The sequence below is a fragment of the Cupriavidus sp. IK-TO18 genome (assembly GCF_015549295.1).
GTDB lineage: Bacteria > Pseudomonadota > Gammaproteobacteria > Burkholderiales > Burkholderiaceae > Cupriavidus > Cupriavidus oxalaticus_A.
In genome coordinates, this window is sequence record NZ_JADGMP010000016.1 from 135,826 (window position 1) to 161,484 (window position 25,659).

22 protein-coding genes, 5 pseudogenes and 1 other annotated feature are annotated in these 25,659 nt (G+C 61.7%); of the genes and pseudogenes, 10 read left to right on the plus strand and 17 right to left on the minus strand.

All coding sequences use genetic code 11. The annotated features are described in order from the left end of the window. On the plus strand, positions 1-168 hold the full coding sequence (locus IPF36_RS14865) for a hypothetical protein (protein WP_165971482.1): 168 nt from the start codon (positions 1-3) through the stop codon (positions 166-168). Positions 169-715: 547 nt separating this feature from the next. Further along, complete coding sequence (locus tag IPF36_RS14870) at positions 716-2,137, plus strand: DUF2252 domain-containing protein (RefSeq protein WP_133094961.1); 1,422 nt, start codon at positions 716-718, stop codon at positions 2,135-2,137. A 16-nt stretch (positions 2,138-2,153) separates the two neighbouring features. Here IPF36_RS14870 and IPF36_RS14875 read toward each other — a convergent pair whose 3' ends face one another. The 10 genes and pseudogenes from IPF36_RS14875 to IPF36_RS14920 form a co-directional block, all read right to left on the minus strand. Beyond that, positions 2,154-3,098: a transporter gene (locus IPF36_RS14875; RefSeq protein ID WP_255519773.1), complete on the minus strand. Its 945-nt coding sequence runs from the start codon at positions 3,096-3,098 to the stop codon at positions 2,154-2,156. Between the two features lie 267 nt (positions 3,099-3,365). Continuing rightward, positions 3,366-3,692, minus strand: a pseudogene (gene tolA / locus IPF36_RS14880) (cell envelope integrity protein TolA); the annotation flags it as partial. Positions 3,693-3,880: 188 nt separating this feature from the next. Continuing rightward, positions 3,881-4,024 (minus strand): annotated as a pseudogene (locus IPF36_RS14885) (H-NS family nucleoid-associated regulatory protein); the annotation flags it as partial. 71 nt (positions 4,025-4,095) lie between these two features. Beyond that, a complete protein-coding gene (locus IPF36_RS14890; protein ID WP_195428497.1) occupies positions 4,096-4,758 on the minus strand; it encodes an RES family NAD+ phosphorylase in 663 nt (220 codons plus the stop codon). After that, positions 4,755-5,312 (minus strand): integrase, encoded by a 558-nt coding sequence (locus tag IPF36_RS14895; protein ID WP_133094959.1) that lies wholly within the window; start codon positions 5,310-5,312, stop codon positions 4,755-4,757. Before IPF36_RS14895 ends, IPF36_RS14890 begins: the two co-directional genes overlap by 4 nt. Positions 5,313-5,982: 670 nt before the next feature. After that, positions 5,983-6,097 (minus strand) — a sequence feature (AL1L pseudoknot). After that, positions 6,011-6,375, minus strand: a pseudogene (locus IPF36_RS14900) (transposase); the annotation flags it as partial. Its footprint overlaps the feature before it by 87 nt. 478 nt (positions 6,376-6,853) lie before the next feature. After that, complete coding sequence (locus tag IPF36_RS14905) at positions 6,854-7,657, minus strand: TauD/TfdA family dioxygenase (RefSeq protein WP_133094958.1); 804 nt, start codon at positions 7,655-7,657, stop codon at positions 6,854-6,856. After that, positions 7,654-8,679: a zinc-binding dehydrogenase gene (locus IPF36_RS14910; RefSeq protein ID WP_331251594.1), complete on the minus strand. Its 1,026-nt coding sequence runs from the start codon at positions 8,677-8,679 to the stop codon at positions 7,654-7,656. The genes IPF36_RS14905 and IPF36_RS14910 overlap by 4 nt, the downstream gene beginning before the upstream one ends. 46 nt (positions 8,680-8,725) lie before the next feature. Next, positions 8,726-9,697, minus strand: coding sequence for a tripartite tricarboxylate transporter substrate binding protein (locus IPF36_RS14915; RefSeq protein WP_133094957.1), 972 nt, complete (start codon positions 9,695-9,697; stop codon positions 8,726-8,728). 185 nt (positions 9,698-9,882) lie between these two features. After that, entirely contained in the window at positions 9,883-10,944 is a 1,062-nt protein-coding gene (locus tag IPF36_RS14920) for a 3-keto-5-aminohexanoate cleavage protein (protein WP_133094956.1), read from the minus strand. Between the two features lie 325 nt (positions 10,945-11,269). On the opposite strand from IPF36_RS14920, the pseudogene IPF36_RS14925 reads away from it, so the two are divergent. Both IPF36_RS14925 and IPF36_RS34660 read left to right on the plus strand, forming a co-directional pair. Continuing rightward, positions 11,270-12,358, plus strand: a pseudogene (locus IPF36_RS14925) (MFS transporter); the annotation flags it as partial. Between the two features lie 191 nt (positions 12,359-12,549). Beyond that, a pseudogene (locus IPF36_RS34660) lies at positions 12,550-12,945 on the plus strand (integrase); the annotation flags it as partial. Here the strand turns inward: IPF36_RS34660 and IPF36_RS14935 are convergent. The 6 genes from IPF36_RS14935 to IPF36_RS14960 form a co-directional block, all read right to left on the minus strand. Beyond that, a complete protein-coding gene (locus IPF36_RS14935) occupies positions 12,940-13,101 on the minus strand; it encodes a hypothetical protein (protein ID WP_165971479.1) in 162 nt (53 codons plus the stop codon). The pseudogene IPF36_RS34660 and the gene IPF36_RS14935 overlap by 6 nt on opposite strands. A 21-nt stretch (positions 13,102-13,122) precedes the next feature. Further along, positions 13,123-14,106 (minus strand): tripartite tricarboxylate transporter substrate binding protein, encoded by a 984-nt coding sequence (locus IPF36_RS14940; RefSeq protein WP_133094964.1) that lies wholly within the window; start codon positions 14,104-14,106, stop codon positions 13,123-13,125. A 32-nt stretch (positions 14,107-14,138) separates the two neighbouring features. After that, positions 14,139-15,209: a cyclase family protein gene (locus IPF36_RS14945; RefSeq protein WP_018008385.1), complete on the minus strand. Its 1,071-nt coding sequence runs from the start codon at positions 15,207-15,209 to the stop codon at positions 14,139-14,141. A 10-nt stretch (positions 15,210-15,219) separates the two neighbouring features. After that, positions 15,220-16,152, minus strand: coding sequence for an NAD(P)-dependent oxidoreductase (locus tag IPF36_RS14950; protein WP_133094948.1), 933 nt, complete (start codon positions 16,150-16,152; stop codon positions 15,220-15,222). Further along, the gene (locus IPF36_RS14955; RefSeq protein WP_135706523.1) at positions 16,149-16,847 is read right to left on the minus strand and encodes an RraA family protein; all 699 of its coding nucleotides are present in this window, start codon (positions 16,845-16,847) and stop codon (positions 16,149-16,151) included. The genes IPF36_RS14950 and IPF36_RS14955 overlap by 4 nt, the downstream gene beginning before the upstream one ends. 117 nt (positions 16,848-16,964) lie before the next feature. Beyond that, on the minus strand, positions 16,965-17,873 hold the full coding sequence (locus tag IPF36_RS14960) for a tripartite tricarboxylate transporter substrate binding protein (protein WP_243736877.1): 909 nt from the start codon (positions 17,871-17,873) through the stop codon (positions 16,965-16,967). Between the two features lie 155 nt (positions 17,874-18,028). Between IPF36_RS14960 and IPF36_RS14965 the strand changes: the two genes are divergently transcribed. Continuing rightward, positions 18,029-18,790, plus strand: a complete 762-nt coding sequence (locus IPF36_RS14965; protein WP_133094946.1) for an IclR family transcriptional regulator — start codon at positions 18,029-18,031, stop codon at positions 18,788-18,790. A 321-nt stretch (positions 18,791-19,111) separates the two neighbouring features. Here IPF36_RS14965 and IPF36_RS14970 read toward each other — a convergent pair whose 3' ends face one another. Next, positions 19,112-19,858 (minus strand): TetR/AcrR family transcriptional regulator, encoded by a 747-nt coding sequence (locus IPF36_RS14970; protein ID WP_133094945.1) that lies wholly within the window; start codon positions 19,856-19,858, stop codon positions 19,112-19,114. A 426-nt stretch (positions 19,859-20,284) separates the two neighbouring features. Here IPF36_RS14970 and IPF36_RS14975 point away from each other — a divergent pair, with 426 nt between their 5' ends. From IPF36_RS14975 to IPF36_RS14995, 5 genes are all read left to right on the plus strand, one after another. Continuing rightward, a complete protein-coding gene (locus tag IPF36_RS14975; RefSeq protein WP_195428501.1) occupies positions 20,285-21,685 on the plus strand; it encodes an aspartate aminotransferase family protein in 1,401 nt (466 codons plus the stop codon). A gap of 161 nt (positions 21,686-21,846) precedes the next feature. Beyond that, entirely contained in the window at positions 21,847-22,866 is a 1,020-nt protein-coding gene (locus IPF36_RS14980) for an ABC transporter ATP-binding protein (protein WP_133094943.1), read from the plus strand. Positions 22,867-22,953: 87 nt separating this feature from the next. Further along, positions 22,954-23,976, plus strand: coding sequence for an extracellular solute-binding protein (locus IPF36_RS14985; protein WP_195428503.1), 1,023 nt, complete (start codon positions 22,954-22,956; stop codon positions 23,974-23,976). Between the two features lie 54 nt (positions 23,977-24,030). After that, on the plus strand, positions 24,031-24,852 hold the full coding sequence (locus IPF36_RS14990) for an ABC transporter permease (RefSeq protein ID WP_165971480.1): 822 nt from the start codon (positions 24,031-24,033) through the stop codon (positions 24,850-24,852). Next, positions 24,849-25,634 (plus strand): ABC transporter permease, encoded by a 786-nt coding sequence (locus IPF36_RS14995; protein ID WP_133094940.1) that lies wholly within the window; start codon positions 24,849-24,851, stop codon positions 25,632-25,634. The genes IPF36_RS14990 and IPF36_RS14995 overlap by 4 nt, the downstream gene beginning before the upstream one ends. Positions 25,635-25,659: the final 25 nt, after the last annotated feature.

Sequence of the window (25,659 nt, forward strand, 5' to 3'; positions counted from 1 at the left end):
GTGCAGCAAGCGCTGAACTTTCTTCTTGTCATCCTGAAAGACCTAACCGATGAGACATCCACCCCGCCTGAAGCTGCTTTGAATGGCGGACAGGAGGCGGCAAGCATCACGCGCCTTGCCGTGGAAGACAGCCGAGGCGACACGAATGTCCGTGAATCGGTGCCGTAAGGGTCCCTTGCCGCGATCCTACCGAATGGCAGAAACGGCTACAGCCTTCCAAGCGAGGACGGCGATCGTCGCTTCCTTGTCTACGGGGTCAGACACCCCGGCAATGTATCGCGCGCTCAGTCGCGCGCTTGGCGCTGGGCTGGGGTCACATGACGTGGGTCAATCCGAACGCCCATAGGGCAGCTAGTTTTATATCTATTGATTGGCCAATCGCCTTTACTTGATTCAGAAGGAAGGTGGGATGACCTCGGAAGGGCGCGCGGCCTGGGACAGGTCGCGTGGCACGCAAGGGCATCGCGGAAGGAGAGGCGCCGTGGGCAGAAACGTTTCTAAGGCCAACGTCTCCGACATGGAACGCCACCCGGACAACCAGCCGGTTGCGGGCGCGCGATGTTTGCGACCCTCGTCGACGAGCTGGGGGCCGCCGGCATCGCGCCGCGCCTTGGCGGCCGACCTACCGTGGCCGATGCAGTTGACGAATTCCAGCACGGGCCCGGCATTGCCGCCAGCCCGATGCCGGCAAAACGGCAATAAGGAAGGATGCACCATGGCCAAGGCAGACAAGACCCTTCGCAACGGCGAAAGCGCCCCCGCATCCGCCTACCTGACCGCCGACGAGCGTGCCGCCCGGGGCCGGGCCCTGCGCGACACGGTGCCGCGCTCTTCTCAATCTGGCTGGACGCCAGCCCCAGACCGTCGCGACCCGGTGACGATGCTGGAAGAGTCGAACGCCGGCCGGATGATGGAGCTGGTCCCCATCCGCTTCGGCCGCATGTCGGCCTCGCCTTTCGCCTTCTATCGGGGCGCGGCCGCAATTATGGCGGCCGACCTGGCAACCGCCCCGACCAGCGGCATCCGCGTACAGAGTTGCGGCGATGCGCACCTGATGAACTTCGGCGGCTTCGCCACGCCGGAGCGTAATGTCATCTTCGATATTAACGACCTCGATGAAACCCTTCCAGCTCCCTTCGAGTGGGACCTGAAGCGACTGGCGGCCAGCATCGTCATCGCGGCCGACCATTTGGCGCTACCCAGGAGCGATGCGGCACGCGTGGCGACTGACTCCGTACGCGAGTACCGGGAGCGGATGTATAACTACGCGGAGATGCGCGCACTTGATGTCTGGTACGACCGGATCGACCTGCAAAAGTACGAGGACCGTTCTGGCGATCCCAAAGTCGTCGAGGCGGCGCGCAAGCGGCTGGCTGAACGCATCGCGGCGGAACGGCGCAAGTCGACGCCCGACCATCTCTATCCCAAATTCGTCGCAGAGGAAGGCTTGCATCCGAGGATCAAAGACGAGCCGCCGCTGATCTTCCATCCCTCTGAAGAGCAGGCGCCCGGTCTGTCATCGGGCTACGAGGAGGCTATCGCACGGTACCGCGAGAGCCTGGCCGACCATACCCGGGTGCTGTTCGACCGCTTCCACTTTTTCGACATGGCCATCAAGGTGGTCGGTGTCGGCAGTGTCGGCACGATGTGCGCCGTGTGCCTTTTCATGGCAGCGGACAACGACCCCTTGTTCGTGCAGGTGAAGGAGGCCCGGGCGTCGGTGCTAGAGCCCTATGCTGGCAAGAGCGTGTACGACAATCACGGCCAGCGCATCATCGTCGGCCAGCGGCTGATGCAGTCCGCCAGCGATGTATTCCTGGGCTGGACCCGCGGCAAGAACGGGCGCGACTTCTACATCCGTCAGATGCGCGACATGAAGTTGTCTGCCCTCATCGAGGACTGGGATGCCGGCCTGCTGAGGCAGTACGGCCGGATGTGCGCCCACGCGCTGGCCCGTGCGCATGCAAGGGCGGGCGATGCCGCGATGATGGCGGGGTATATGGGCTCCGGCCAGACCTTTGACGACGCAATCTGCGAGTTCGCCACCGAATACGCGTCCCAGAACCGGAGCGATTTCCGGGCCTTCCTCGCGGCAATTCGGGAAGGACGTATCGAGGTGAAAATCGAGGAGAGCTAGGCGTCCGGCGGCGGCTTCAACGGTCCAGCCACTGGTACTGAAGCGCCAGCGTGATTGCCTTGTAGTCGCCCCCTGCGCGAGTTATCAGTCCCCTCGACGCCCCCAGCTTGGCAGACCAGCCATGGACGATCGGTACCGATAGCGTGATGCCGTAACGTGAGTTTTCCTGCCGATCGGCATTAGTCACGCCGTTCACCGAGGTATTGCCGCCGGTATAGAAGCCAGCGTCGGCGGCAAGCCAAAAGCCAGGCCGGATCTGGTAGCCGCCATGCAACTGTAGTACGCCGAGGGGAGATTGTGCTCGCCGGTTGCTGCCCAGGAAAGCCGTGTTGTCTCCGAACACCCACACACCCGCGGAGACTTCTGCAAACCAATTGCCAATGGGCCGCGACAGCCCGATTTCCGATTTCACAGCCCAGCGATGGGCACCAATATTGATCAAGCGGTTTGCATTGTATTGGCCCGTTGGGACAATGACGGTAACACTCCCGCCAAGCATGCCAGTCGGTGCCCGCTTTGCGAAATCGGCGGGACTCAGTGCTGGACCGCCGACGAAATTGACGGCCAGCCGCATTCGGACATCGCCAATTCCCGCGCGGTGAACGGAGTGCGGTGCGTCGAACACGTTTCCACTGACATCGCCAGTCGCGAAAGGTATGGCTACGCCGATCGTAGCCGTTCGCCCGGCAAGGTCGAATGCGCGCACATAGCCGACCCCATAGATGTTTATCCTGGCGTACACATCCGTGATGGGCAGTGATGGGTCGGTCAGGACGTCGCCGGTCAGCAACGTATAGGTAGCAGCGAGAAAGTTCGCGCCGACCGGTAAGGCGGAATAAGCACGAGGTTCCAGTTCCTGTGCGTGGGCAACCGTCAGGCCCGAGAGAGCGAGCCATACCCACCAGGTGACAATGGCCCGGCCAAATGCTGGCATGACGACGCCTTCGATCAATTTGCCCATGTAAGCGCATTATGGACGACGGTGGGCGGGGTAGTTCCCTGACGTACCAGAACTCAGAAGGGAAAATTTCGTCGGCTGGGCTGTTTCCATTCTGAAGCCCGGCGCGGTTCAGCCTTCCGCATCAAATGAGCAAGAATGGCACCCCCCACGTGGTGCGTCGCATGTGAGCAATTCGGAAGGTCGTACAATACTCAGGCTTGACGGGTTCTCCGCGAACAGGGAGCCGACTCGCATGACCCACTCACCGGGATGATGGCTTTAAGTCGTTTAGTCCTTGGGACGGAATGTGATCGTGATATTGGATGGAGCCTTGCCGCTCTCGTCGCGCGGCAGCGGATTAGATCGCTCGACCGCGCGCAGCACAGCGTTATCCCAGCCCGCGTCGCCACTGGACTTGGAGACGCGTGCCGACAGCAGCGAGCCGTCCGATGCCATCTGCACCGTCACCACGGCGGACGGGTTGCCTTCCACATCGGCGGCAAAAACGATGTTCGGTTGCACGCGGCGACGCACGCGGTCAGCGTAGCCAGCCGACGCTTTGCCGCCGTGTGCACCACCAGTCAGCGCCTGCAGGCGGGCGAGTTCGGAGCGACGATGCGTGCTGGTGGCGTCCGACCGCGTGCAGATGGTTTGCGCGATTTCCTCGCCAACTGTACAGGCTTGAACGCAATGAGGCTGCCTGAAGGCAGACTCTGGAGGCGTGCCAAGATATGGGAAGTCCGCTATCACAGGGGAAGACGGCCACATGGCGATCCGCGGTGGGAGCACGGATCTGTAGCGCGCTACCCAACCCGGTAAAACTCTTTACTCTGCCCCGCGTTGACCGCCCGCCGCAGCCAGTCGGGCATGTCGCCCTGCCCGTCCCAACTCTGCCCCGCGGCATTGCGGTAGCAGACCACCGGTGGTGGCGATGGTGCGGGCAGCGGTGACAAAAACCGCTAGGAGCCAGTCAGACCGCCCCCCGGCTCAAATGTCGCAGGTGTCGCGCCTGGCCGCGCTAGGCGTTCGACGTCCAATCGTCGTCGGTCGGCGCTAGGGCAATTTGATTGGCCGTCAGATAGGGGCCCAATTCGGGAAAGTCGAACAGCGGAGTTGGGGTACTTGCTGGCACCAGTTGTGCACGGTCATCGAAGATCGCGACGCTGGGCTCGCCCGCCAGGCGCGACTGAAAATACAAGCCATCGATCCGAGGAAATGCCGCATGCAAAGCCGAACTCCACAGGTTCGGGCCAAGGTAGTCGGTGACCGAAAACACTCGAGCGTCCATGCCAAGGGCGGTCAGCGCACCGGTAAGATCCGCGAGCACGAGAGGCCGAGGATCGCCCACGGTGAGCCTGCAAACACATCTCCTGCTCAGTTCATGCTCATCGAGCATTAACGGCAGACGTTGTCCCTGGAAGCGCTCCCGAATGACTGCTTCGGCCATGCACGCGGTAAAGCTCGGAGCCGCATAGAGCACGCCGAACTCGCCGCCTGCCGCATCGAACCGGTAGTGGGTTACGCCCGGCGAGCGGCGATTGTAGTAAATAGGGTGCAGATGCGCGCGATGGATCCGCCAGAGCGCTATCTTCTCGAGATCGAGTGTTTTTGTAGCAAGCCGTCGCTCAGCCGGGTCGGCCGGCGGCAGCGGGCAACCAAATTCTTCTGCGCTAAAGGTCATGCGGCGCCCTGCTCGTCGCGGTACCGCGCCTCGACGAGCCGCACAACGACGTCTATCGGGACCACTGCGTCGGCGATCCAATCCGCCGGTGTGCGCCCCTCTAGGCTTTCTTGCGGGCGATGCAGAAAGTTATGGATGACCCAACTGCTCGCTCCCGCCGCCACGAACGGTGCAAGCACAGCGGCCAGCCGCTCGGAATCGACGTGGAACTGCCACGACGGATAGCGAAACCCTCGCTCGCGCCCCGGCAGCACGAGTGCGTAGAGCCGCCCCCCCTGGCGATCCTGATTGATAGCGCGGTCCGAACGTCCCGCATAAAGCGCGGCGTCCTTAAGGGACAGGTTCTCCGGCTGCTCCCACTCATGTGCGGCTGCCAGTCGACCACGTTCACGCGCCGCCTGCAGCGGATCGGAATGTGCCGCCTCCCCCGCATGTGCCACAGGCTCTCCGGCAGCAATAGAACGACGGTCGCGGAAAGGACGATTCGGCTTCGCAAAGATCCGAACAATCCTGCCCAGTGCGGCATCCAATTCATGCTGGACCTCGACGGACAATGCGACTTCACGCGACGCGTCGTTGACGAGAGCTACAGCGGTCTCAACTAGCTCACGGGGCGTGGCGTGTTGCGACTCGCGTGCTGCCGCGGAGGATGTCGCCCGCCGAGCGCGGGCCCGGCTAATCGGAACCTGGGCAGATTCGAATCTGACAGGGGCGGCGGCGAAACGCGCGCGAAGTGAAATACGGCGGGGTATGGTCATGAACCTATTTTAGTTCATGAAGTTCATGACGACAACCTCTCTGGAGCCGGAGTGTGAGTCGGCTACCTAAAGTCGTGTCTAATGGCGCACAAATGTCGTTCACCCGGCGCACGCCCAGCGCGATGACCTTCCCTGTCGGCTTGGAGGGGGCTTGCCGCAGATCAGGCGTGGGACAGTGAGTCCTGCGCGAGGCTGCGCTCGTAGGCGACGATGATCTGGCGAGGCGGCAGCCTCGGCAACGTCGCGCATGCACTCAAGCGTGGTCGGCGATCAGGGTCAGGCCATCATCGCCGAGGCTCCTCTGAATCTCGGGGAACAGCAATCCGTCGCGGGACGCTTTGGTGAGTATGTCGGTCTCCTAGGCCGAATGCACCCCTTCACCGCCGGTTGGCCGGCGGCTTGTTGCCCCGCTTGTCCTTGTGGCTGAACAGGCGCGGTATGTCCGGCTGCTCGTCCTTAATGGAACCGGACATCACCGAGCCGTGCAATGGTTGCTCGACCCCGAAGGCGTCGCGATGCAGATCGACAAAGGCCTTCAGGACTTCAAACGGCGGTCGAGCTCCGCCTGGGCGAAAAACGCGCTTGCCAACTTCAGGATCTCGTTGGCGCGGCGCAGCTCCTTTACCTCGCGCTCCAGCGCCTTGAGGCGTTCACGCTCCGACGTGGTCACGCCATCGCGATCGCCGCTCTCCACCTGCTCTTGTTTGACCCACCCCAACAGTGTCTGGCTCGTGCAACCGATCATCGGTGCGATGGATTCGACTGCCGCCCACAGCGATGGATGCTCGCTGCGCTGCTCTCGAACCAGACGTACAGCTCGCTCTCGGACCTCGGGGGAAAACTTGGTCTGCTTGCTCATGGGCTCCATTCTCTCAAGAATTGGAGCCTCCACTAAACCCGGGGCGGTTCACTTAGCCCCGCTGCTCTCAGGCAGCGACGACGATGGCATCGTCCAGATGAAGGTCTTGACTCAGGCGCGGACCAAGAATCCGGCCTTGCCAAAGAGCTAAACAGCTCGTGCGATTCGAGACAAGGACTCAGATCGCATCCTGTTGACGGTCATTGACGGACCGTCGACGCTTCAAGCCCACCGATATCCTTCCGTCCTACCGCCGCCGTTGGGAAATCAAAACGAGCTCTGCGCCTGATACAGGGTGAACTGATCTGGGCAGCCGGCATGGCCCCAGGCAAGCTGCCGGCAGCGCATGCGCGCCAAATTTCAGTTGGCGATCGTACAAAAACGACGGGGGCGTATTTGCCCCCGTGTGGTCAAAGCCCTGCCTAAGCTCTACACCGTCCGGTACCTCAGAAAGGACTTAACTGAACGGCATTACTTTTCAAGCGGGCACTTCGCCCTTTAGGGTGACCCGGTTCAAAAGGCGCTCGTGGTTGCCGTAGTCGTGGACCGCATAGTGCATGGTGCACCGGTTATCCCACATCAGCGCATCGCCGACGCGCCACATGTGGCGGTAGATGTTGTCCGGCTGCGTGCTGTGCTCATATAGGAAGTTCAGCAAGGGCCGGGCTTCGGCCTCCGTCATGCCCTCAATGCCCAGCACATTGTCCGGATGCCCGATGTAGAGCGCCTTGCGGCCGGTCTCCGGATGCGTGCGCACCATCGGATGCACGGCGGAGGGCACATCCGACTCGCACACGCCTTGGGAGCGGGCCAGCCGCACTGCGCGGAAATGGACGCGCAAGCCTTGCAGCATGCGTTGCATGACGGGAGTCAGCCTATCGTAGGCGAGATATTGGTTGCACCACATCGTGTCGCCACCCACCGGCACCACCTGCGCGCTGAGCATGGTGATCTTGGGCGGCACGGGCGTGTGCGGCGCATCGTAGTGCCAGGCCTCGGTCGAAATCAGCTCCTTCGGCGCCGTTCGGATCTGGACCACTTCGGGATACTCATCGAGCCGCAGCTTGGACAGCAAGGCCGGAACGACCGGCTCGCCCCAGTGACGGATGAAATCCAGCTGAGCCGCGGGCTTGAGCGGCTGCTCGCGGAACACCAGCACGCAGTGCTGCAGGAATGCCTTGCTCAGTTGCTCGAACCGTTCGTCGGTCAAGGGCTCCGAGAGCGAAACGCCTTCGACCGAGGCACCGATCGAGCCGGTGAGTGGTGTGATCCTTATGGTCATGCAAGCTCCTTCGTCGCAGTCTGCGACATGGTGATTGGCGCGGCGGCCGCCATCACACTCTTGTGGACGGCCAGGACGATTTTTCCGAAGTGCTGGTTGGTTGCCATGTAGGCGTGGGCCTGTGCGATGTCGTCGAGTGCGAACAGGCGGTCGACCGGCATCTTGAGGCGATTCTCGCGCAGCAGCGGCAGCACATCACGCGCGCACGCTTCGATCAAGGCGAGCCGTTCTTCCTCGGTACGGGTGCGGAAGGTGGTCCCGACAAGCTTCAGCCGATTGACCCACATATGCTTGATGTCGACCTGGGCGGTATCGACGCCGCTCATCCGCGCGATGATGACTAGCCGGCCGCGCACGGCCAGGCATTTCAGGTTGGTGTCGAACACCGCGCCGCCCAGCGAGTCGATGATCACGTCCACGCCGCGGCCGTCGGTGGCGTCCTTCACGGCCTGCACGGTGTCCGACTGCGAGGCATCGATGGTGTGGGTCGCGCCGTATTCACGCAGCCGCGCCAGCTTGGCCGCCGAACGCGAGGTGGCGATGACCTGGCTGGCGCCGAGTTGGGCGGCGAGTTGGACGGCGGCCAGTCCCATGCCGCCGGTGGCGGCATTTACCAGCACGGATTGGCCGGAATGGAACTCGCCGTTGGTGACGAGCGCGTCGTGCGCGCTGATGAACACGTTGGGGAATGCGGCCGCCTCGACCCAGGACAGCGTGGCCGGGATCGGGATCAGCGCGCGCGCCTCGGCCAGCACATACTCGGACTGGCCGCCCCAGCCGTGGCCGGTGACGCGGTCGCCTTCACGCACGCTGTGCACATCGGGTCCGACCTCGCTGACCATGCCGGCGAACTCGATGCCGGCCAGTATCGGGCCGCCGTTCTTCGCTTCCCCTACCCGGATCAGTTCGCCCCGGTTCAGGCCCGAGGCCATCACCTGCACCACCACTTGGCCGGGACCCGGCGTCGGGCGGGGAATCTCGCGGATTTCCAGGTGGCCGCCTTGCGGGCCCGGAATAATCATGGCTGCTTTCATCGCTGGATCATTTCCATCAAGGTTTTGTCAGGTCTTACTGCTTCAGGGTCAACTTGCGGTTCAGCGCGTCGAAGTGGTCGTAGTCCGACTGCAGGCGCTGCGCGAATTGCTGCGGCGATTCGGGCATGATTGGCTCGAATCTCAGCTTGGCGACCTGGTCGCGGAACGGCGCCAGACCCGCGATGCGGCGCGTGACGGCGTAGAGCTTTTCGACAACGGCTGTTGGCACCTTGGGAGATACCGCGATGCCCTGCCAGCTGCTGAAATCATTGAACTCCTGAAAACCCTGTTCAGCGAAGGTCGGAACCTGCGGCATGCCGGGATAGCGGGTGGTGCCCGCGATGGCCAGCGCTTTGATTTTGCCGCTCTGCAGATGCGGTCCCGAGGTCACGACGCTGTCCAGAGCCATCGTGACCTGATTGGACATCACCGCGAGCAGCGCGGGCGGAGTACCCGAATATGGCACGTGCTGCATGTTCACGCCGAGTTTGAGATTGAGCATCTCACCACCGCGCTGCGCGATCGTGCCGGGACTCGGGGAAGCAAAGCTGCTCTTGTCCGGCGCAGCCTTGAGTTGCCGCGCCATGCCGGCCAGGTCATTTGCGGGGTAGTCCTGCGCAACGACCAGCACGTAACGGTACTGGGTGAGCGCCGCCACCGGCCGCACGTCCCTCATCGGGTCATAGGGGGGCTTCATGACGTGCGGTATTTCGGTGAGCACGTTCGAGCTGGTGTACAGGATGACATGGCCGTCGGCAGGCGCGTTCAGCATCGCCTGCACGCCGATTGAGCCTCCGGCGCCCGCCTTGTTTTCAACGATGACAGGTTGGCCAACTTCCTTGGACAAATAGCTGGCAAAGAGGCGAGCCGGTGCGTCCATGTTTCCGCCGGCAGGCGCGGGGACGATGATCTTGATGGCCCGCTCGGGCCAGGCCTGGGCCAGCGATGAGCAGGCCAGCAACAACGCGCCGAGCGCGAAACGACAAGACGCAAGGCTAGCATTCATGGATATCTCCTCGGTTTTTTTCACACGACGCGGTGAACTGCGGACGATCTAACTCCAGGCATCGACGCGTGCAGCGCCAGCTCGCCGACCAGTGCGTTCGCTGCAGGCTGGCCAGTGGCCCGGTGCCTCGTGGCGCAGACCGGGAACCGGCAGCAGTGTCGGCGCTGCGGACCGTCGTGCGTCGCTTATCGCGCCACCTTGCGTTCGGCCAGCGCCGGCCTGACCGGACGGCGAGCGGTGGGATAACGCAACTCGGCGAGCGTCTGCTCGGTCGTCTGGTACTGCGTGCCGATCTTGAAGATGGCGCGCGCCTCCTGGGCCGACGCCACGCCCCGTCCCAGTTCGTGCGAGATGCGCACCAGTTGCTCGATCTGCTTCACGCTGGACATCGGCTCGCCGGTGGGGCCCCAGATCGTGTCCTCGATGCCGCAGCGCACGTGCAGGCCCATGGCGATCGCCATGGTGTTGACCGGCAGGGTGGCGCGCATCAGCGATTCCAGTGTGAGCGTCGACCCATCGGGGAGAAGGCGAATGAACTCCATCATGCTGTAGGGGTCCGGGTTGTCGAAGCCGCCGCTAAGGGCGACCCAGTTCACATTGAGCGGCCCCTTGTAGAGGCCACGCCGGATCAGGCGCTCGAGGGTGACCAGGCCCGACTTCATGGTGATCTGGAAGTGCGGCTGGATGCCGTTGGCCGCCAGTTGGGCGAGGTGTTCGCGCAACCAGGCCGGCCCGGCCGGAACGATCATCTCTTCGTAGGCGTCATAGACCGCCTTGCGCTCGAACGAGGTGCCCGCGCAGTCCTCAGCGGTCATGATCTCAACCGTGTTCATCTGGCCGGTGTTGACTGCCACCGTGACCTGCTCGGGCGTCGGCTTCAGGCGCGCCAGCATGTGACGCGTCTCGTCACTCAGCCACTCGGCGGGCGCGCCCTCCTCGACCGGTGCGAACGAGATCGAGCCGCCGACCTGGATGATCATGTCGGGCACCGCCTGCTTCAGGCGCGACAGCAACTCGTTGAAGCGGTCGAGGTTCTTGCAGCCAGAACCATCGTCCTCGCGGGCATGGAAATGGAGCACGGTGGCGCCGGCGTTGTAGCAGTCCACCGCCTTCTGCACCTGTTCCTCGATCGTGACCGGGATGTCGGAGGGAAAGTCGCCCGGCTCCCATTGCGGGCCATAAGGCGCGGCGGTGATGACAAGTTTTTCCTGATTTTCGGGCAGCAGGGCCCCGTCGAGGAAGTGCATGGTGTTCTCCTTGGTAGGCTCCGGTGTCTGCGAAGGCAGGCCGTGCGCGCTGGTAGCTATGATGCGGGTCGCCGCCTCGACAGAATTGATCCGTTGTCGCGTAGAATTGATTAGATGTAACGGGTCAAAAAACTTTGGAAAATGTCCACCGACCAGCCCCACCTCATTCGGAGTGCCAGCCTGACGGGCTTCGCCGATCTGGCGCAGTCGGCTGGACTCGACCCCTTGGCGATGATGCGCAAGGCGGGCCTGCCACGCCGGTGTCTCGACGATAGCGAGACCCTGATCGTGGCGAGCATGACAGCGGCGTCGTTGAGGAGAAGAATTCCACATCGAGTCCACGACGCTCATTACCTCCTTCATCATCAGCTTCGGGGTGATCAAGGCCCTCGCCAACCTTGTTTCGGGACAGCTCGCGGACACGTGGGGCCGCAAGCGTGTGTTAGTCGTCGGATGGCTGCTTGCGCTGCCAGTGCCTTTCATGATCATTGGCGCACCGCACTGGGAATGGGTGATCGCTGCCAATGTCCTGCTTGGCGCCAGCCAGGGCTTTGCATGGTCCATGACCGTGATCATGAAGGTAGACCTGATCGGCCCGAAAGGGCGAGGTCTGGCGGTGGGTCTTAACGAGTTTGCTGGCTATTTCGCGGTGGGCCTAACCGCGTTTCTCACTGGCTATCTGGCGAGCCGGTACGGTCTTCGGCCGATTCCAATCTACCTCGGCATCTTTTATGCGGCAGCCGGGCTAATTCTGTCGATCCTCGTGGTGCGTGATACACGCGAGTTTGTTCGTCTGGAAGCTGCTGGCAGATCTACGGAAGCATCATCTCTCTCTTTCCGCGATGTGTTTCTGCTGACCTCCATCAAGGACCGCAACCTGTTCGCAGCGTCGCAGGCCGGGCTGATCAATAACCTCAACGATGGCATGAGCTGGGGTATTTTCCCGCTGTTTTTCACGGGACTCGGACTCAGTGTCGAACGGATAGGGATTCTCAAGGCCGTTTATCCGATCGTATGGGGAGTTTGTCAGGTAGTCACCGGCCCATTGAGCGATAGGTGGGGTCGCAAGGGCCTCATCGTCCTCGGCATGTGGGTCCAGGCAGCCGGCCTCTTTCTGACAGCGTTCACCGCACAGTTTGAATGGTGGTTGTTTGCGAGCGTCCTGCTCGGAATAGGCACTGCAATGGTCTACCCAACCCTGATTGCGTCAGTATCGGACGCTTCGGAGCCGAGCTGGCGGGCTCGATCCCTGAGCGTGTATCGGTTCTGGCGAGACCTCGGTTACGCAATTGGCGCACTCTCGGCGGGCCTCATTGCTGATCGCTTTGGCTTTGCCTATGCCATTCTGGCAATCGCCGTCGTCACGTTCATTTCGGGGGGCATCGTCGCGATCGCCATGCGAGAACATCGTTGAAATACTCCGCGGCTCGTACACGCAGATGCCGCGTGAGGGCAGAAATAAGTATTCTCGACGGGAGCGGCTGATGACCGTTCCAGGTAGCATTTCAGTCATTCAAATAAGCCGATCCAGTGGCTCAGAAGGGTCGATCAGCGACCACTGGCGGAAGCGCAGACTGGTTTCCCTTCATTTGAAAGGAGACCGTCGTGGAAAACACCCCTCTCGACCAAACGCGTCACGTCCCATGGAACAAAGGGAGGCTGACGGGCCAGAAGCCTCCACTGAAGTTGAATGAGATATGGGCGATACGAACTCGGCTTCAGCTTACGACGAATGTTCGCGAATTGGCGATGTTCAACCTTGCCATCGACAGCAAGCTCCGAGCGTGCGACCTGACCCGTCTGCGCGTGCAGGACATCTGCATTGGCAGCCAGGTTGGCGCCCGGGCAACAGTCATGCAGCAGAAAACTCAGTGGCCAGTGCAGTTCGAGATCACGGAACAAACTCGCCAAAGCGTTCAGTGTTGGATTCATGCTCGTGGACTCAAGCTGGGCGACTATCTCTTTCCGAGTCGTTTACACGCCTCACCGCACCTGTCAACGCACACCAAGAATGTCGGCGGCGTCCTGCAACACGATGCCGCCTGATCGGATGTGCCAGGCACCTTCCTTCACAATCTCCGCCTTGATTGCCACTTCGGATAGATCCATGAAATCAAGCTGCGCATAAGTGCTGCTCGTATTGCCGATAGACATCATGGGCCTTGGTGCTGAGTATCGTTATTCGGCCCGGATGCTGCCTTGCTTGATGACCTTGGCCCATTTCGCGGTCTCGCCCTCGACGAACTTGCGGAAGTCCTCGGGCCGCGAGCCGGCCGGTTCGGCGCCGATGGCGGCGAGCCGCTTAGAAACCTCTGGAGAGTTGAGCACTTCGCGCGTCAGCGCGCTGAGCCGGTCGACAATCGCCTGTGGCGTACCGGCCGGGGCAAAGAGCCCGTTCCATTCGTAGACCTGATAGCCCGGCAAGCCGGATTCGGCAATCGTGGGCGTGTCCGGCAACGCGGCAGACCGCTTCGTTCCCGTCGTGGCCAGCACCTTGAGCTTCTTGCCCGCGACTAACGGGTATGACGCCGCCATATTGCTGAACATCATGTCGACCTGGCCACCCATCAGGTCGCTTAGCGCAGGCGCGCCGCCCTTATAGGGAACGTGCAGCAGATTCAGTCCCGACTGCTGCCGGAACAACTCCGCTGCCAGGTGCTGTGCCGTGCCCGGCCCCGCTGAAGCATAGGTCAGCTTGCCCGGCTTCGCCTTAGCGGCATTAACAATGTCCTTCGGCGACGTGAATGGAGAATTGGGCGGCACCACTAGCAGGTTCGGCACCAGCACCACCAGCGAGATGGGGGCGAAGTCCTTAACGGTGTCGTATGGCAAGCGCGCCTGCAAGCTTGGATTGACCGAATGCGCGGTGGCATCGAGCAGCAGCGTGTAACCATCGGGCGCGGCCTTTGCCACCGCGCCCGCGCCAATCACGCCGCTTGCACCGGGACGGTTGTCGACCACGATGGTCTGGCCTAGCTTGGCGCCAAGCGGCGCGGCAAGAGTGCGCGCAACCGTGTCGGCGGCACCGCCCGCGGGATAGGGCACAACCAGCCGGATGGGCCGGTCCGGATAGGCTGCAGGTGCGGCGTGGGAGGCGTTCGGCGAAATGCCGAGGCCAAGCAATGCGAGCGAAAGCAGCCGGGCAGTGATGGGCTTGAACATGTCTCTACTCCAGATTCTTATGTGATGAAAAATCAAACGGTAGCGATGGGAGTTGCCGGGGATCCGACCGCGCCGGGCAAGCGCAGGGGCGGTGCGGTCAACAGGAAGCGGCTGCGCCGATGTGCCCGCAGCCACCGCGCCAACGGCGTCAGGTGCCACAGTTCGCCCAGATGAATGCCATTCTTGAACAGGCAATGCTCGTGCAGCGGCAGCCGGGGCCCACGGATCGGCGATGGCGTCAACGGCTTGGGCACGACAAGCTCTACGGCCGGGTTGTCTGCCAGCAGGCAGGCGAGCCGCACGTCGGTGATCCAGTTGAGCAGCTTCTTGTCGTGTCCGTCCAGCCCGGTCCCGGTTTCATGCAGCACGCGCAGGTCGGGCATCTTGTTCATCGACAGCAGCGTGTCCGCGAAGCCGGTATGCAGGCACACCATGTCGCCTGGTTCGACCGCTATCTTGTCGGCCTCGAGTATGCGCATCAGCGCGTCATAACCGACGGCGTTGCGCTTGCGGCCGATGTGGTGCTCGAGGTCAATCATGACGCCTCGCCCTTGCGCCCCATGCTCGGCCAGCACCGCAATGCTCAGCGCGCGAGCTTCGGGATTCTCGTAGCGCGCCCACGGTTCAGTGGCCTGCATTTCAGTGCCCGCGATGACATCCTCGCCGCCCCGGTAGCCGTTATAGAACACCGGCTCTTCCTTGCCATCGCCATCCGCGTCGAAATGGCTGCCGACATGCGCAAGACTGTCCCATTGCGTCGAGTACTGCAGGCTCATCAACACCACGTCGTCGTTGACGACATCGGTCAGGTCGGGGTCTTCCGACTGATATGACCAGCAGAAGCCTTGCTGCCCGGCGCTCTTGCCGTCGCGCAGCACGGCAAAGCGGCGCGGTGGCTGACGGCGAACGTTCATCGTTTGCCCGCCCGGATAGTCGAGCGGCAGCGACAGGCAGAACGTGACGCCCTCGCGAACTTCCGCCACACCCTGAAGCACCTTAGCGCGGTCGACCAGGTTCATCCGGCCGCGTTGGTCATCCGGGCCGAATTCGCCCCAATGACTGCCTTCGGGCTGCCGCTTCCAGCGAAGTTGAGTTGACGCCATGCCCCGCTCCTTAGTGTTGCCCGCCGAGCACCGCCAGCGCGTTCGTCGCGGCCGCTACGCCCATGTTGACGTAGGCGTCGCTGGTCACGCCGCCGATATGGGGGCTCAGCACGAACTTCTGATGACGGAAGAACGGATGGTCCGGAGCAGGAGGCTCCTGTGCCAGCGAATCCAGGCCGGCTGCTGCAACCTTGCCGCTCTCCACCGCCGCAAGCAGTGCCGCCTCGTCGATCAGGCCGCCACGCGCGGTATTAACCACGATGACACCGTCCTTGCAAGCCGACAATGCGTCTGCACCCAGCAAGCCCTTGTTGTCGGCGGTAAGCGGGCAATGGAACGACACGACATCGGACTCGCGCCAGATCGTATCCAGGCTGACCGCACGGATATCGTCGGGTACCTCTGTAGCGAAGGGGTCATAACCCAGCACGTTCATGTCCATGGCGGTTGCCATGCGGGCAAAGCGGCGGCCGATCGCACCCAGGCCGATGAGGCCAAGCGTACGCCCCTTCAATTCGAGGCTCTGGTGCGTCGCCTTGTCCCAATGCCCCGTGCGCGTGCGCTGGTCCAGGTGCACCACGGATTTCGCACAGGCAAGCAGCAGCGCCATGGCTTGCTCGGCCACGGCCGCAGCATTGGCACCGGCGGCCGCCACCACCTTCACGCCACGCGCCTGCGCGGCTTTTTGGTCGATGTTGTCGATGCCGCTGCCGTGCTTGGACAACACGCGGATGGACGGCGCCGCGTCGAGCGCCATGGCACCCACCTTGCTGGTGCGCACGATGATCGCCACCGGTGCATGGCGGCGACACAGGTCGGCCGTTTCCTCTTCGCTGGCGGCCTTGCCGGCATAGATCAGTTCGTAATCGGATAGCAAGGCGACGGCTTGCGGGGCGAGATTTGCCGCAGTCACCACAATGACAGGCTTGCTGGCGGCGCTCACAGTGCCTCTCCCGCCTTCAGCACGCCCGCTGCGCGCAGCGCGTCATCCAGCCAGGCCGGACGCAATGCCTTGCCCGATTTGATTCCGTCGATGCGCTTGCGCTCGCCGGCTACTTTCTCGGCCGCGGCGGCGATCAGCGAAGCCGCCTTATCGCGTTCGATGACCACGACCCCGTCGGCGTCCCCGATCACCAGGTCGCCCGGGCATACGCTGACGCCACCGCATTGGATCGGGTGGTTGACCCGGCCCGGCACGAACTTGGTCGGGCCATTGGGGTTGGTGCCAACGGAATACATCGGGAAGCCCGCATCCCGGATTTCATCGGCGTCCCGCGACGCGGCATCGAGCACGACGGCGGTCACGCCCAGCGCGATGCACTGCTGGACCATGATGATGCCCATCAGCGCGCTGTTCCGGTCGCCTTTGCCATCGACCACGATGACGTCGCCCGGGCGGGCCAGCGCCATGGCCGCATGGATCATCAGGTTGTCACCCGGTCGCACTTCCACCGTCAGCGCAGTGCCACAGAAGCGGCTGGTGGGGCTGAGCGGCGCAATGCGGCCGTGCATGCCGCCGCGGCGTCCGGCCACGTCAGCAAAAATGGATGAAGCGAACTCCGAAGCCTGCCGGACGATCTCGGCCGGTACTCGTTCAAAATCACGGATGACATCAGGGAGGGTCGGTTGCGCGGACATGGTTGCTCCTGAAAAAGTGCGAATGCATCCCACCGCCCGCCTGGTTACCCACGGCGGGAGGTTCTGCAGTGATGCGAAATAGTTGGGAAGTGCTTGGTGACGGAAGCGCGTCGGCGCTCAGTCGATGGTGGCGCCGGAGTCCTTGACCACCACGCGCCAGCGGGCCAGGTCTTTCTGCATCAACGATGCGAATTCCGTGCTGCTGCCGCCGAGGACACGACCGCCTTCGGCTTCGATCTTGTTTTTGACGTCAGGCGTCTTCAGGGCCCGGTTCAGTTCGGCATTGAGCTTCTCCAGGATCGGCGCAGGCGTGCCGGCGGGCGCGAGCAGGCCGAACCAGGTATCGGCTTCAAACTGCTTCACACCGGCCTCCGTGACGGTAGGCGTCGACGGAAGCTGGGCGGAGCGGTGGGTCGAGGTCACCGCCAGGCCGCGCAGCTTGCCGTTCTTGATCTGCCCCATGACGGTCGGCACGGAACCGATATAGATGGCAACCTGCCCGCTCAGCACGTCAGTCAGCGCCTGCGACGCGCCCTTGTAAGGGATATGCTGCAGCTTTACGCCGGCCTGCTTTTGCAACAGTTCCATGGCGAGATGAGCCACGGTGCCGTTGCCTGGCGTGCCAAAGGTGACGGTGCCCGGTTTTGCCCTGGCTGCTGCCAGCACTTCGCCGAGGTTGCGGTATGGGGAGTTGTCCGCCACCACGAGCGCCAGTGGCGCGGAGGCGATCAGCCCGATCGGAGCCAGGTCCTTGCCCGGGTCGTACGGGAGTTTCTTGTACAGCGAGGGATTGATGGCCAGGTTGCTGGTCTGGCCGAACACCAGCGTATAACCGTCTGGCGCCGCCTTCGCAGCGGCTTCAATGCCCAGATTGCCCCCGGCGCCGGGCTTGTTTTCGATGACTACCGTCCACTTAAGGTCGCGGCTCATCTGATTGCCGATGGCGCGCGAGAAAGCATCCGGCGCTCCGCCCGGCGGGAACGGCACAATCAGGCGAATAGGCTTGGTGGGATAGGTCTCGGCCACTGCGGACAGCGGCAGTAGGCCGAAAATGGCGCAGGCGGCCAGAATGCGGGTAGTCCGTTTCAAGGTTGTCTCCAGGTTTAGCCTTGTTCTATGCGCTAACTATAGGGAGTCGTTGCGAGGTGTACAATCGCGTTGTCTACTACGGAACGCATGCCATGGACCGGAACACTTCGCCCGCTTTGGAAGATGCCAAAGAAAGTGTCGATAAAGACACCATCATCGCAGTAACGCGGGCATTACAGATCCTGGAAGCGTTTTCGGCCGACGACACTGCGCTAACGCTCGCTGAACTCAGCCGTCGCGTCGGCATGGGCAAATCAACCGTCTTGCGCACCGCGAGGACGCTCGCTCAGTCCGAATATCTGGTGCAAAGGGACGATGGCCAATGGCGACTCGGCGCTGCGGCGGGATGGCTCGGCGCACGCTATCAGGCCGCCTTTCGCGTTAGCGAAACGGTCGAACCCGTGTTGCGACGCATCTCGTACGAGACTCGGGAGAGTGCCGCGTTTTACGTCAGGGAGGGCGACACGCGGGCCTGCCTGGTGCGTGTGGAAGGGCCCGGCGCGGTGCGACACCACGTGCGCGTAGGTGAAAGGCTGCCGTTGATTGGCGCCCCCGGCCGTGTTTTGCGGGCCTTTGCCGGTGAAATGGGCGAGCCCTACGAAACGATCCGCAAAGACGGCTATTTCATCTCTATGGGGGAACGCGAGCCAGAAGTTTCCAGCATTGCAGTTCCCGTGTTTGGCATTAACTGGACGCTAGCAGGCTCGCTTTGCATCTCTGGCCCGATCAGCCGCCTGACCCGCGACAAGCTGAGCGAATACGCCGAACTGATGCTGGCTGCGGGCCGCGAAATGTCGTATCTGATCTCCGGCTCCCGCGGGCAGACCGCGAAGCCATCCACTTGGCATCCTTGAGACAATTGTTCGGGAAAACTTCACTGATTTGCACAGTCGAGTGGGAATCGTCTTCATTGAAACCCATGTCGGCCATCGCAAAGCTGCCACTGGAACTAAACCCGCCTCAGTGGCAGAGACGGGTCGGTAGGCGCCCTTGATTCTCTCAACAACTTGGCGCTAGCCGCCGTATCCCCAACTTGGAACGGTTGAAGTAGACATTAAGGCCGCGCCCCGGGCCCTCACCTCTACTCGGCCCGCTGCGCGCTCTTGGGCATCTGCAGTCCAGGTCAGTCGGCGCTTGGTACTCCGCGGCATCGCTAAGACCAACGTTTCAATCGGCTAGGTGACCTTCTTCTTTGGGCGGCGCGTGCGAACTGCCGGCTTCATAGGATCTGTTTTCCCAGGGGGCGGTCCAGGCGGGCTTATCACTGTGATGACGGCGTCCAGAAGAGCATCGATGCGGCTCGGCGTGAATCGTTCCGGCTCAATGGGAAGCATCATCATCCAGCCGTCGCCCATCGCGCTAAGTTGATCGGCGAGCAGTTCTGCAGGGACATCGCTGCGGACTAGACCTTCTTCCTGCCCTTTCTCCAGTAGCGCCACACGCTTACTACGGTACTGGGAATTGCGCCGCTGAAAGACGGCAGCGAGCGCCGGATCGCATTTCGCCTGGGCTAGTAGTTGAAATTGCACGAGCCACCACTGTCCCGGATCCTCGGCGTTGGTCCAGGTCACGAAGCGCTTGAACGTCGCCTTAATATCGGTCGGGTCATGGACAGGCGCCATGAAGGATTCGAACTTGTCAAAGTGGCTTTCAACAAGAGCCTTGATCATCGCTTCCTTATTCTCGAAATAGTGGAGCAAGGAACCTGTGGTGCAGCCCGCCTCCTCCGCCACCTTTCGCAAGGAAGCTCCGGCATAGCCCTCGCGCGCGACCACAGCGGTTGCGGCTGCAAGAAAGCTCGCGCGCCTGGCTTCATGATCCCCGACCTTTGGCCCGGGTCGCCGCCTCCGCGTATTGGTCTCGGCTTTGGCGGTCGCGGAATCACGACTATCTGGCGTCTCCAAGTTATTGGCTGGTGTCATGGAAGAGAGCTAGCAATTTAAGAGAACTACCAATTTCCGAACGACGCGATCGGCTCGGGAATATGGCGCAAAAAGTGAAGACGTCATCTTGTGGCACGGTCAGGGGTCGAGCATTGGCCGAACTTTCACCTAGCAATCCCATCCTGCGGTTCCAGGGAGTCAATTGTGCACTCCCAACCTGAAGACGCTGCGCAGCAACGACTAATGTAACCGGTCATGCACCTAACCGGGAAGGCGTTACCGCGTCCCCAGCGACACCCGTTCCCATACGCGTAATCCCTGACGTCGCGACAATTGTAATTGTATAACGCTCGTTATAGCATTCCTCCGTCAGCAGACAACAACAGCAACGTTGTGCGTGCCGCCCCAATGAGGCGGCATGACTTCACGCCCTGCGACCGCACCCTATTCCCAGAAGGAGACCGCATGCTTTCCCATTCACCTGCCAGCCCTCTTGACCATGATCTGCCCGGCATGCTGGCCCCCGAGGGGGCGTGGCGTCATTGCTTTTCGCATCACCCGTTCGATGTGGAACTCGCCTACGCAGAACGCGTGTATTTGTACGACACCGAGGGCAAGCGATACATCGATGCGTCTGGCGGCCCGATGTCCGTCAACATTGGCCACGGCGACCCACGGATGAAGGCGGCGCTGAGTGAACAGTTCGATCGTTATGCGTATGTCCACCCCACGTTTGCCAACCGCAGACGCGCAGAGCTCTGCGAGGCTCTGGCGGCCATCGCCTCGCCATCACTGAACGCGGTGTATCTCTGCAGCGGCGGCAGCGAAGCGGTCGATTCCGCGCTAAAGCTTGCCAGGCAGTATCACGTACTGACCGGGGCCACCGGAAAATACAAGGTGGTGAGCTACTTCGAGTCCTATCACGGCATGACGCTGGCAACCATGTCGCTGGCAGGCAATCCTGGATACAGAAAGACCTTCGATCCAGTCATGTCACCGTGGCTTCACATGGCCCAATACAGCGAAGTTCACATGCCACCGGGCATGGGTCGCGACGCCTGGGGCGTGCAGTGTGCGCAGGAGTTGGAGCGAGTGCTGTACTTCAATAATCCTGATACTGTGGCCGCCTTCATTGCCACGCCGCATGGCGTTGGCGCGGACTACGGTCTTGTTCCCCCCGCAAGCTATTGGCGAGAAATCCGCCGCATCTGCGACGAGCACAACGTACTCCTCATCGCGGATGAAGTGGTAACAGGGTTCGGCCGGACGGGCCGGTGGTTCGCAATGGAACACTTCGATGTCGAGCCGGATTTGATGACACTGGCCAAAGGCATCTCGGGTTCAAATCTGCCGCTCGCCGCTGTGCTGGTGAGCGATAAGGTGAATGAGCCTTTCCGCAAGGACGGCGCATATTTCCTGCACGGCTTCACGTACCAAGGCCATCCCATGGCCTGTGCGGCAGGATTGGCAACACTGCAGATCCTGAAGGAAGACAAGCTGGTCGAGCAAACCACTGCAATGAGCCCTCACTTGTTCGAGCACACCAAGAGGCTGAAGGAACATCCCACGGTGGCTGACGTCCGCGGCTGGGGGCTGTTCATGGCGATCGAACTGGTTGAGTCGAAAGAGCGACGGGAATACTTCGACGCCGACAAAGGGGCGGAGCGACTCTTCCAGGCCTATGCTCTCAAAAACGGCCTGGCGATCTATGGGGCCTTGTATGGCCCCCGTCGCAGCGCGGCGCTACGCCGCGGTTTGCCAATTATGATCTCTCCCCCCTTGTGCATTCAGCCCGACGAGATCGACGACATGATGGATCGGCTCGACACCTCTCTCAGCGAGTGGGAACAGCGCCTGCTTGGCTGAATTAGACCGCGCACTCCCCAGCAGTTGAACAATCCTGGCGGACTTTGCCGCCTGGGTCTCGGCCCGGGCGCGGCCCGCCTATGCAGACTCATTGCCACGAAAGGTTGAACTCGATGGAAACCACGAGGGACCGAATCATCCGTGCAAACTCGAAGCCGAACATGCTTCCCCTGAAGGTAGATTCCAGTGGGGCGGCATCACCGCGCTCAAACTCGATCACCCTGGAAGGCCTGGGCAAATCCTATGGCAGCACGACGGTGCTGCACGAGATCAACCTGCACGTTAAGCCGGGTGAGCTCTTCACCATCCTGGGTCCCAGCGGATCTGGAAAAACGACGTTGCTATCCCTGATAGCGGGGATGGCGGCACCCAGTCGCGGCCGGCTCTTGATTGGCGACCGTGACGTCACTACCCTTGAGCCGGCGCAGCGAGGCATTGGCGTGGTGTTTCAGAACTACGCGCTCTTTCCCAATCTCTCGGTTTTCGACAACGTAGCCTTTCCGCTCTCGATCAGGCGCCGCCCACGACACGAGATCGCCGAGAAGGTCAACGAGATGCTGGAAAGAGTTCAGCTCACGGCAGTCCGGGACCGGCGGCCTTCGCAACTTTCAGGCGGGCAGCAGCAGCGGGTCGCGCTTGCGCGTGCACTGGTATTTCGACCATCGATCGTGCTGCTGGACGAGCCCCTGGGCGCGCTGGACCGGCAATTGCGCGAACGCCTGCAAGTTGAATTGAAGGAGCTGCAGCGTTCTCTGGGCGTAACCATGATTCTGGTCACACACGACCAGGAGGAAGCGCTGTCTCTTTCCGACCGCCTCGCGATCATCGATAAAGGGCGACTGCAACAAGTAGCGCCTCCGAACGAGGCCTATCTGAGGCCAGCCAATCCATTCGTCGCGACCTTTCTCGGCATGGCGAATTTCGTCGAAACACCCGATGGCGGGCAAGCCGTCGTGCGCCCTGAGCGGCTCAGGATTAACCGGGAACAAGACGGCTTCGGTGTGTCGGGCCAAGTGCGTCACACCGTCTATCTGGGGCCATCCATACGCCAGCACATCACTTTAGACGGCGGTGGCGAGATGGTGGCCAATATCCCGGCCACCGCCCCTGCCTCGAGCATTTCCCCCGGGGAGCGCGTCCACGCTTCCTGGCGTGCCGAAGACGCCTGGCCTTGCACCTGAATCGGCGATATCACGAAGCGTCCGCCGCATCGGGCTCCTCCCGCTTCCAACGGCCTCGACACACATCCCAACCCTGGAGAACGTTCCATGAACCGTCGCGACTTCTTGCTGTCCGCACCCGCAGCCTCCCTGATGGTAGCCTGTCCCAAGGTATTTGCGGCAGCACCCACGAGCATTCGCCTGATCGACTCTGGCGGGACCACTGGTGAATCCATCGCCGCCGCCTACATTCCACCCTTTACCGAGAAGTACGGAGTGCGGGTGGTTCGCGAGGCGCCCTCGTCCCTGGGCAAGCTGCGTGCGATGGTGGAAAGCGGCCGTATCAATGCGGCGCTGTTCGAGCTTGGCTCGTCAACCCTGGCGCAAGCACGCGAACTCAACTTGCTGGAGAAGCTGGACTGGACGGCAATTCATCCCGACCCGATGTTCCCTGAGGCCCGCGATGACTACGGCATGGGCTATCAGTATTTCTCCACAGTCATGGCGTGGCGCGATGGCAACCCAGCGCCAAAGACATGGGCGAATTTCTTCGATGTCCAACACTTTCCGGGCAAGCGATGTATGTCTGCCTATCCGCATTACACACTGCCATTTGCCTTGCTGGCAGACGGAGTGGACCCGGCGAGCCTGTTCCCTCTTGATGTCGATCGTGCCATGCGAAAGCTCGAACGCATCAAGAGCCATGTCTCGGTCTGGTGGAAAACGGGAGCACAACCTCTGCAACTGCTCAAGGACAACGAAGTCCAGTATGCAGTGACCTGGTCGGCCGGTATCGAAAGGGAGCCGGGAATTCGCTCAACCTTCAATCAAGGCATGTACGACATTGCCTGGCTTGTCGTACCGCGCGGACAGCCTGCCGCCACCAAAGACCTGGCCATGAAGTTTCTACATGAGGTGACCGTTGCCAAAAATCAGATGGTCGCGGCAAGGGTGTTGCCTCTGAGTGGCAACAGCCCGCAACTGGAAGGCCTCCTGGGCGCCAAGGCGTTCCAGTCCTTCCCCACCGCAAAGGCCAATCTGCAGGCCCAGTTCAAACAGAACGCCCAATGGTGGCAGAAGAACGGGACGGAAGTGAACAAGGTCTGGTCAAACTTCCTCCTGAACACCTGAACGCCCCAAGGTCGCACCATGACTACTATGTACTCCTCGCGTTGGCATCGAATCATGCCCGACGCAAACGGCTGGCGCGCTCTGCCGCTGCTGGCCCTCTTCCTGATCGTCTTTGATTACTCATTGGGCGGCCTGCTGGCGAAGTCGGTGCACGGTGGTACTGGTCTCACCCTCCATTACTTCAAAGAAGCGTGGACGACGAAGGCATATCTTCGTGTTTTCGTGGACACCTTGCGCGTGAGCCTGATCGCTACCGTCGTGTGCGTTCTTCTTGGATATCCACTGGCGTACTGGATGCGCGGGCTCGACGAGCGCCGCCGCGCTGTGGTCATGACTCTGGTGTTGATGACATTCTGGGTGAGCATCCTGGTGCGCACCTATGCGTGGATTGTTGTCCTGGGAAACGCGGGCCTGGTGAATCGGGCCCTATTGGCCACGGGCTTGATCCGTGAGCCGTTGACGCTTTTGTACTCAGAAGTCGGCGTCACGATTGGCATGGCCAATGTACTGCTGCCTTTTCTGGTGTTGCCTCTCCTTACTGCCATGTTGCGGATCGATGATCGACTGCTGCAGGCGGCGGCATCACTAGGCGCATCCAGGCGGCAGATCTTCTGGCGCGTCTTCTTCCCCTTGTCATTGCCCGCGCTGGGTGTGTGCGTCCTATTGTTGTTTATGTTGAGCCTTGGCTTCTATATCACCCCGGCCATTCTCGGAGGGGGCAAGGTGCCACTTCTGGGCAACCTTCTTGACACGCTGATCAATGAGACGTCGGAGTGGGCGCTCGCGGCCGCAATATCAACGGCGTTGCTCGCGTTTGCACTCGGCGTCTTTGCGGTCTTCCTTCGCCTGAATCGAATGACGGAGACAAAATCATGAACGCGCCACACACAATGTCTGCGCTTTGGCTCCGCGCCTGGGCCTTGTTGACCCTCGCCTTCCTGTTGATTCCGGTGGCCATCGTGCTACCCATGTCATTTTCTTCAGCAAACGCCCTCACCTTTCCCCCACCGGGATGGTCCCTTCGATGGTTTCAGGTTCTATTGTCGGATGCTGACTGGATTGATGCTTTTTCCAACAGCGCATTGATCGCGACGCTGACCGCCAGCGCGGCGGTCATACTCGGTAGCCTGGCGAGCTATGGCCTGGGTCGCGGGCAACCAAGATGGCGCGCGATGGCCGAAGCCAATCTGATGCTGCCACTGATCGTGCCGGGCGTCATTATCGCGATCGCGCTGTATTTTTTCTACGCGCGCTGGAATCTGCTCGGCACGATCGCGGGCCTGGTTCTCGCGCACACCCTGCTCGCTATTCCGTTCGTGGTCATGGTGCTCAACACGTCGATCCGAGGCTTCGATATCCGCATGGAACAGGTGGCATGGAGCCTGGGGGCGAGCTGGTCGCAGACCATGCGAAGGGTGGTGTTGCCGACGCTGGCGCCCAATCTGGCAGCGGCCTGGATCTTTGCCTTCGTCATCAGCTTTGACGAGGTCATCGTGAGCGTTTTTCTCGCGGGCACGATTAACACCGTACCGAAGAAGATGTACAACGACCTGATGCTGGAGATCACACCGACCATCACCGCAGTGGCGACCGTTCTGATTACGGCGACGGCGCTAGTCCTGCTTCTTGTACGTTGGCTGACGCAACGGAAGTCATGACAACTCAACGGGCATCGGCAGGCCT

Excerpts from the sequence above, each read along its gene's own strand:
- IPF36_RS14870 (WP_133094961.1), top strand. The coding sequence starts at position 716 with ATGGCCAAGGCAGACAAGACCCTTCGCAACGGCGAAAGCGCCCCCGCA.
- IPF36_RS14875 (WP_255519773.1), bottom strand. The coding sequence starts at position 3,098 with ATGGGCAAATTGATCGAAGGCGTCGTCATGCCAGCATTTGGCCGGGCC.
- IPF36_RS14890 (WP_195428497.1), bottom strand. The coding sequence starts at position 4,758 with ATGACCTTTAGCGCAGAAGAATTTGGTTGCCCGCTGCCGCCGGCCGAC.
- IPF36_RS14905 (WP_133094958.1), bottom strand. The coding sequence starts at position 7,657 with ATGACCATAAGGATCACACCACTCACCGGCTCGATCGGTGCCTCGGTC.
- IPF36_RS14910 (WP_331251594.1), bottom strand. The coding sequence starts at position 8,679 with ATGATTATTCCGGGCCCGCAAGGCGGCCACCTGGAAATCCGCGAGATT.
- IPF36_RS14915 (WP_133094957.1), bottom strand. The coding sequence starts at position 9,697 with ATGAATGCTAGCCTTGCGTCTTGTCGTTTCGCGCTCGGCGCGTTGTTG.
- IPF36_RS14920 (WP_133094956.1), bottom strand. The coding sequence starts at position 10,944 with ATGCACTTCCTCGACGGGGCCCTGCTGCCCGAAAATCAGGAAAAACTT.
- IPF36_RS14935 (WP_165971479.1), bottom strand. The coding sequence starts at position 13,101 with ATGATGTCTATCGGCAATACGAGCAGCACTTATGCGCAGCTTGATTTC.
- IPF36_RS14940 (WP_133094964.1), bottom strand. The coding sequence starts at position 14,106 with ATGTTCAAGCCCATCACTGCCCGGCTGCTTTCGCTCGCATTGCTTGGC.
- IPF36_RS14945 (WP_018008385.1), bottom strand. The coding sequence starts at position 15,209 with ATGGCGTCAACTCAACTTCGCTGGAAGCGGCAGCCCGAAGGCAGTCAT.
- IPF36_RS14955 (WP_135706523.1), bottom strand. The coding sequence starts at position 16,847 with ATGTCCGCGCAACCGACCCTCCCTGATGTCATCCGTGATTTTGAACGA.
- IPF36_RS14965 (WP_133094946.1), top strand. The coding sequence starts at position 18,029 with ATGGACCGGAACACTTCGCCCGCTTTGGAAGATGCCAAAGAAAGTGTC.
- IPF36_RS14970 (WP_133094945.1), bottom strand. The coding sequence starts at position 19,858 with ATGACACCAGCCAATAACTTGGAGACGCCAGATAGTCGTGATTCCGCG.
- IPF36_RS14975 (WP_195428501.1), top strand. The coding sequence starts at position 20,285 with ATGCTTTCCCATTCACCTGCCAGCCCTCTTGACCATGATCTGCCCGGC.
- IPF36_RS14980 (WP_133094943.1), top strand. The coding sequence starts at position 21,847 with ATGCTTCCCCTGAAGGTAGATTCCAGTGGGGCGGCATCACCGCGCTCA.
- IPF36_RS14985 (WP_195428503.1), top strand. The coding sequence starts at position 22,954 with ATGAACCGTCGCGACTTCTTGCTGTCCGCACCCGCAGCCTCCCTGATG.
- IPF36_RS14990 (WP_165971480.1), top strand. The coding sequence starts at position 24,031 with ATGCCCGACGCAAACGGCTGGCGCGCTCTGCCGCTGCTGGCCCTCTTC.
- IPF36_RS14995 (WP_133094940.1), top strand. The coding sequence starts at position 24,849 with ATGAACGCGCCACACACAATGTCTGCGCTTTGGCTCCGCGCCTGGGCC.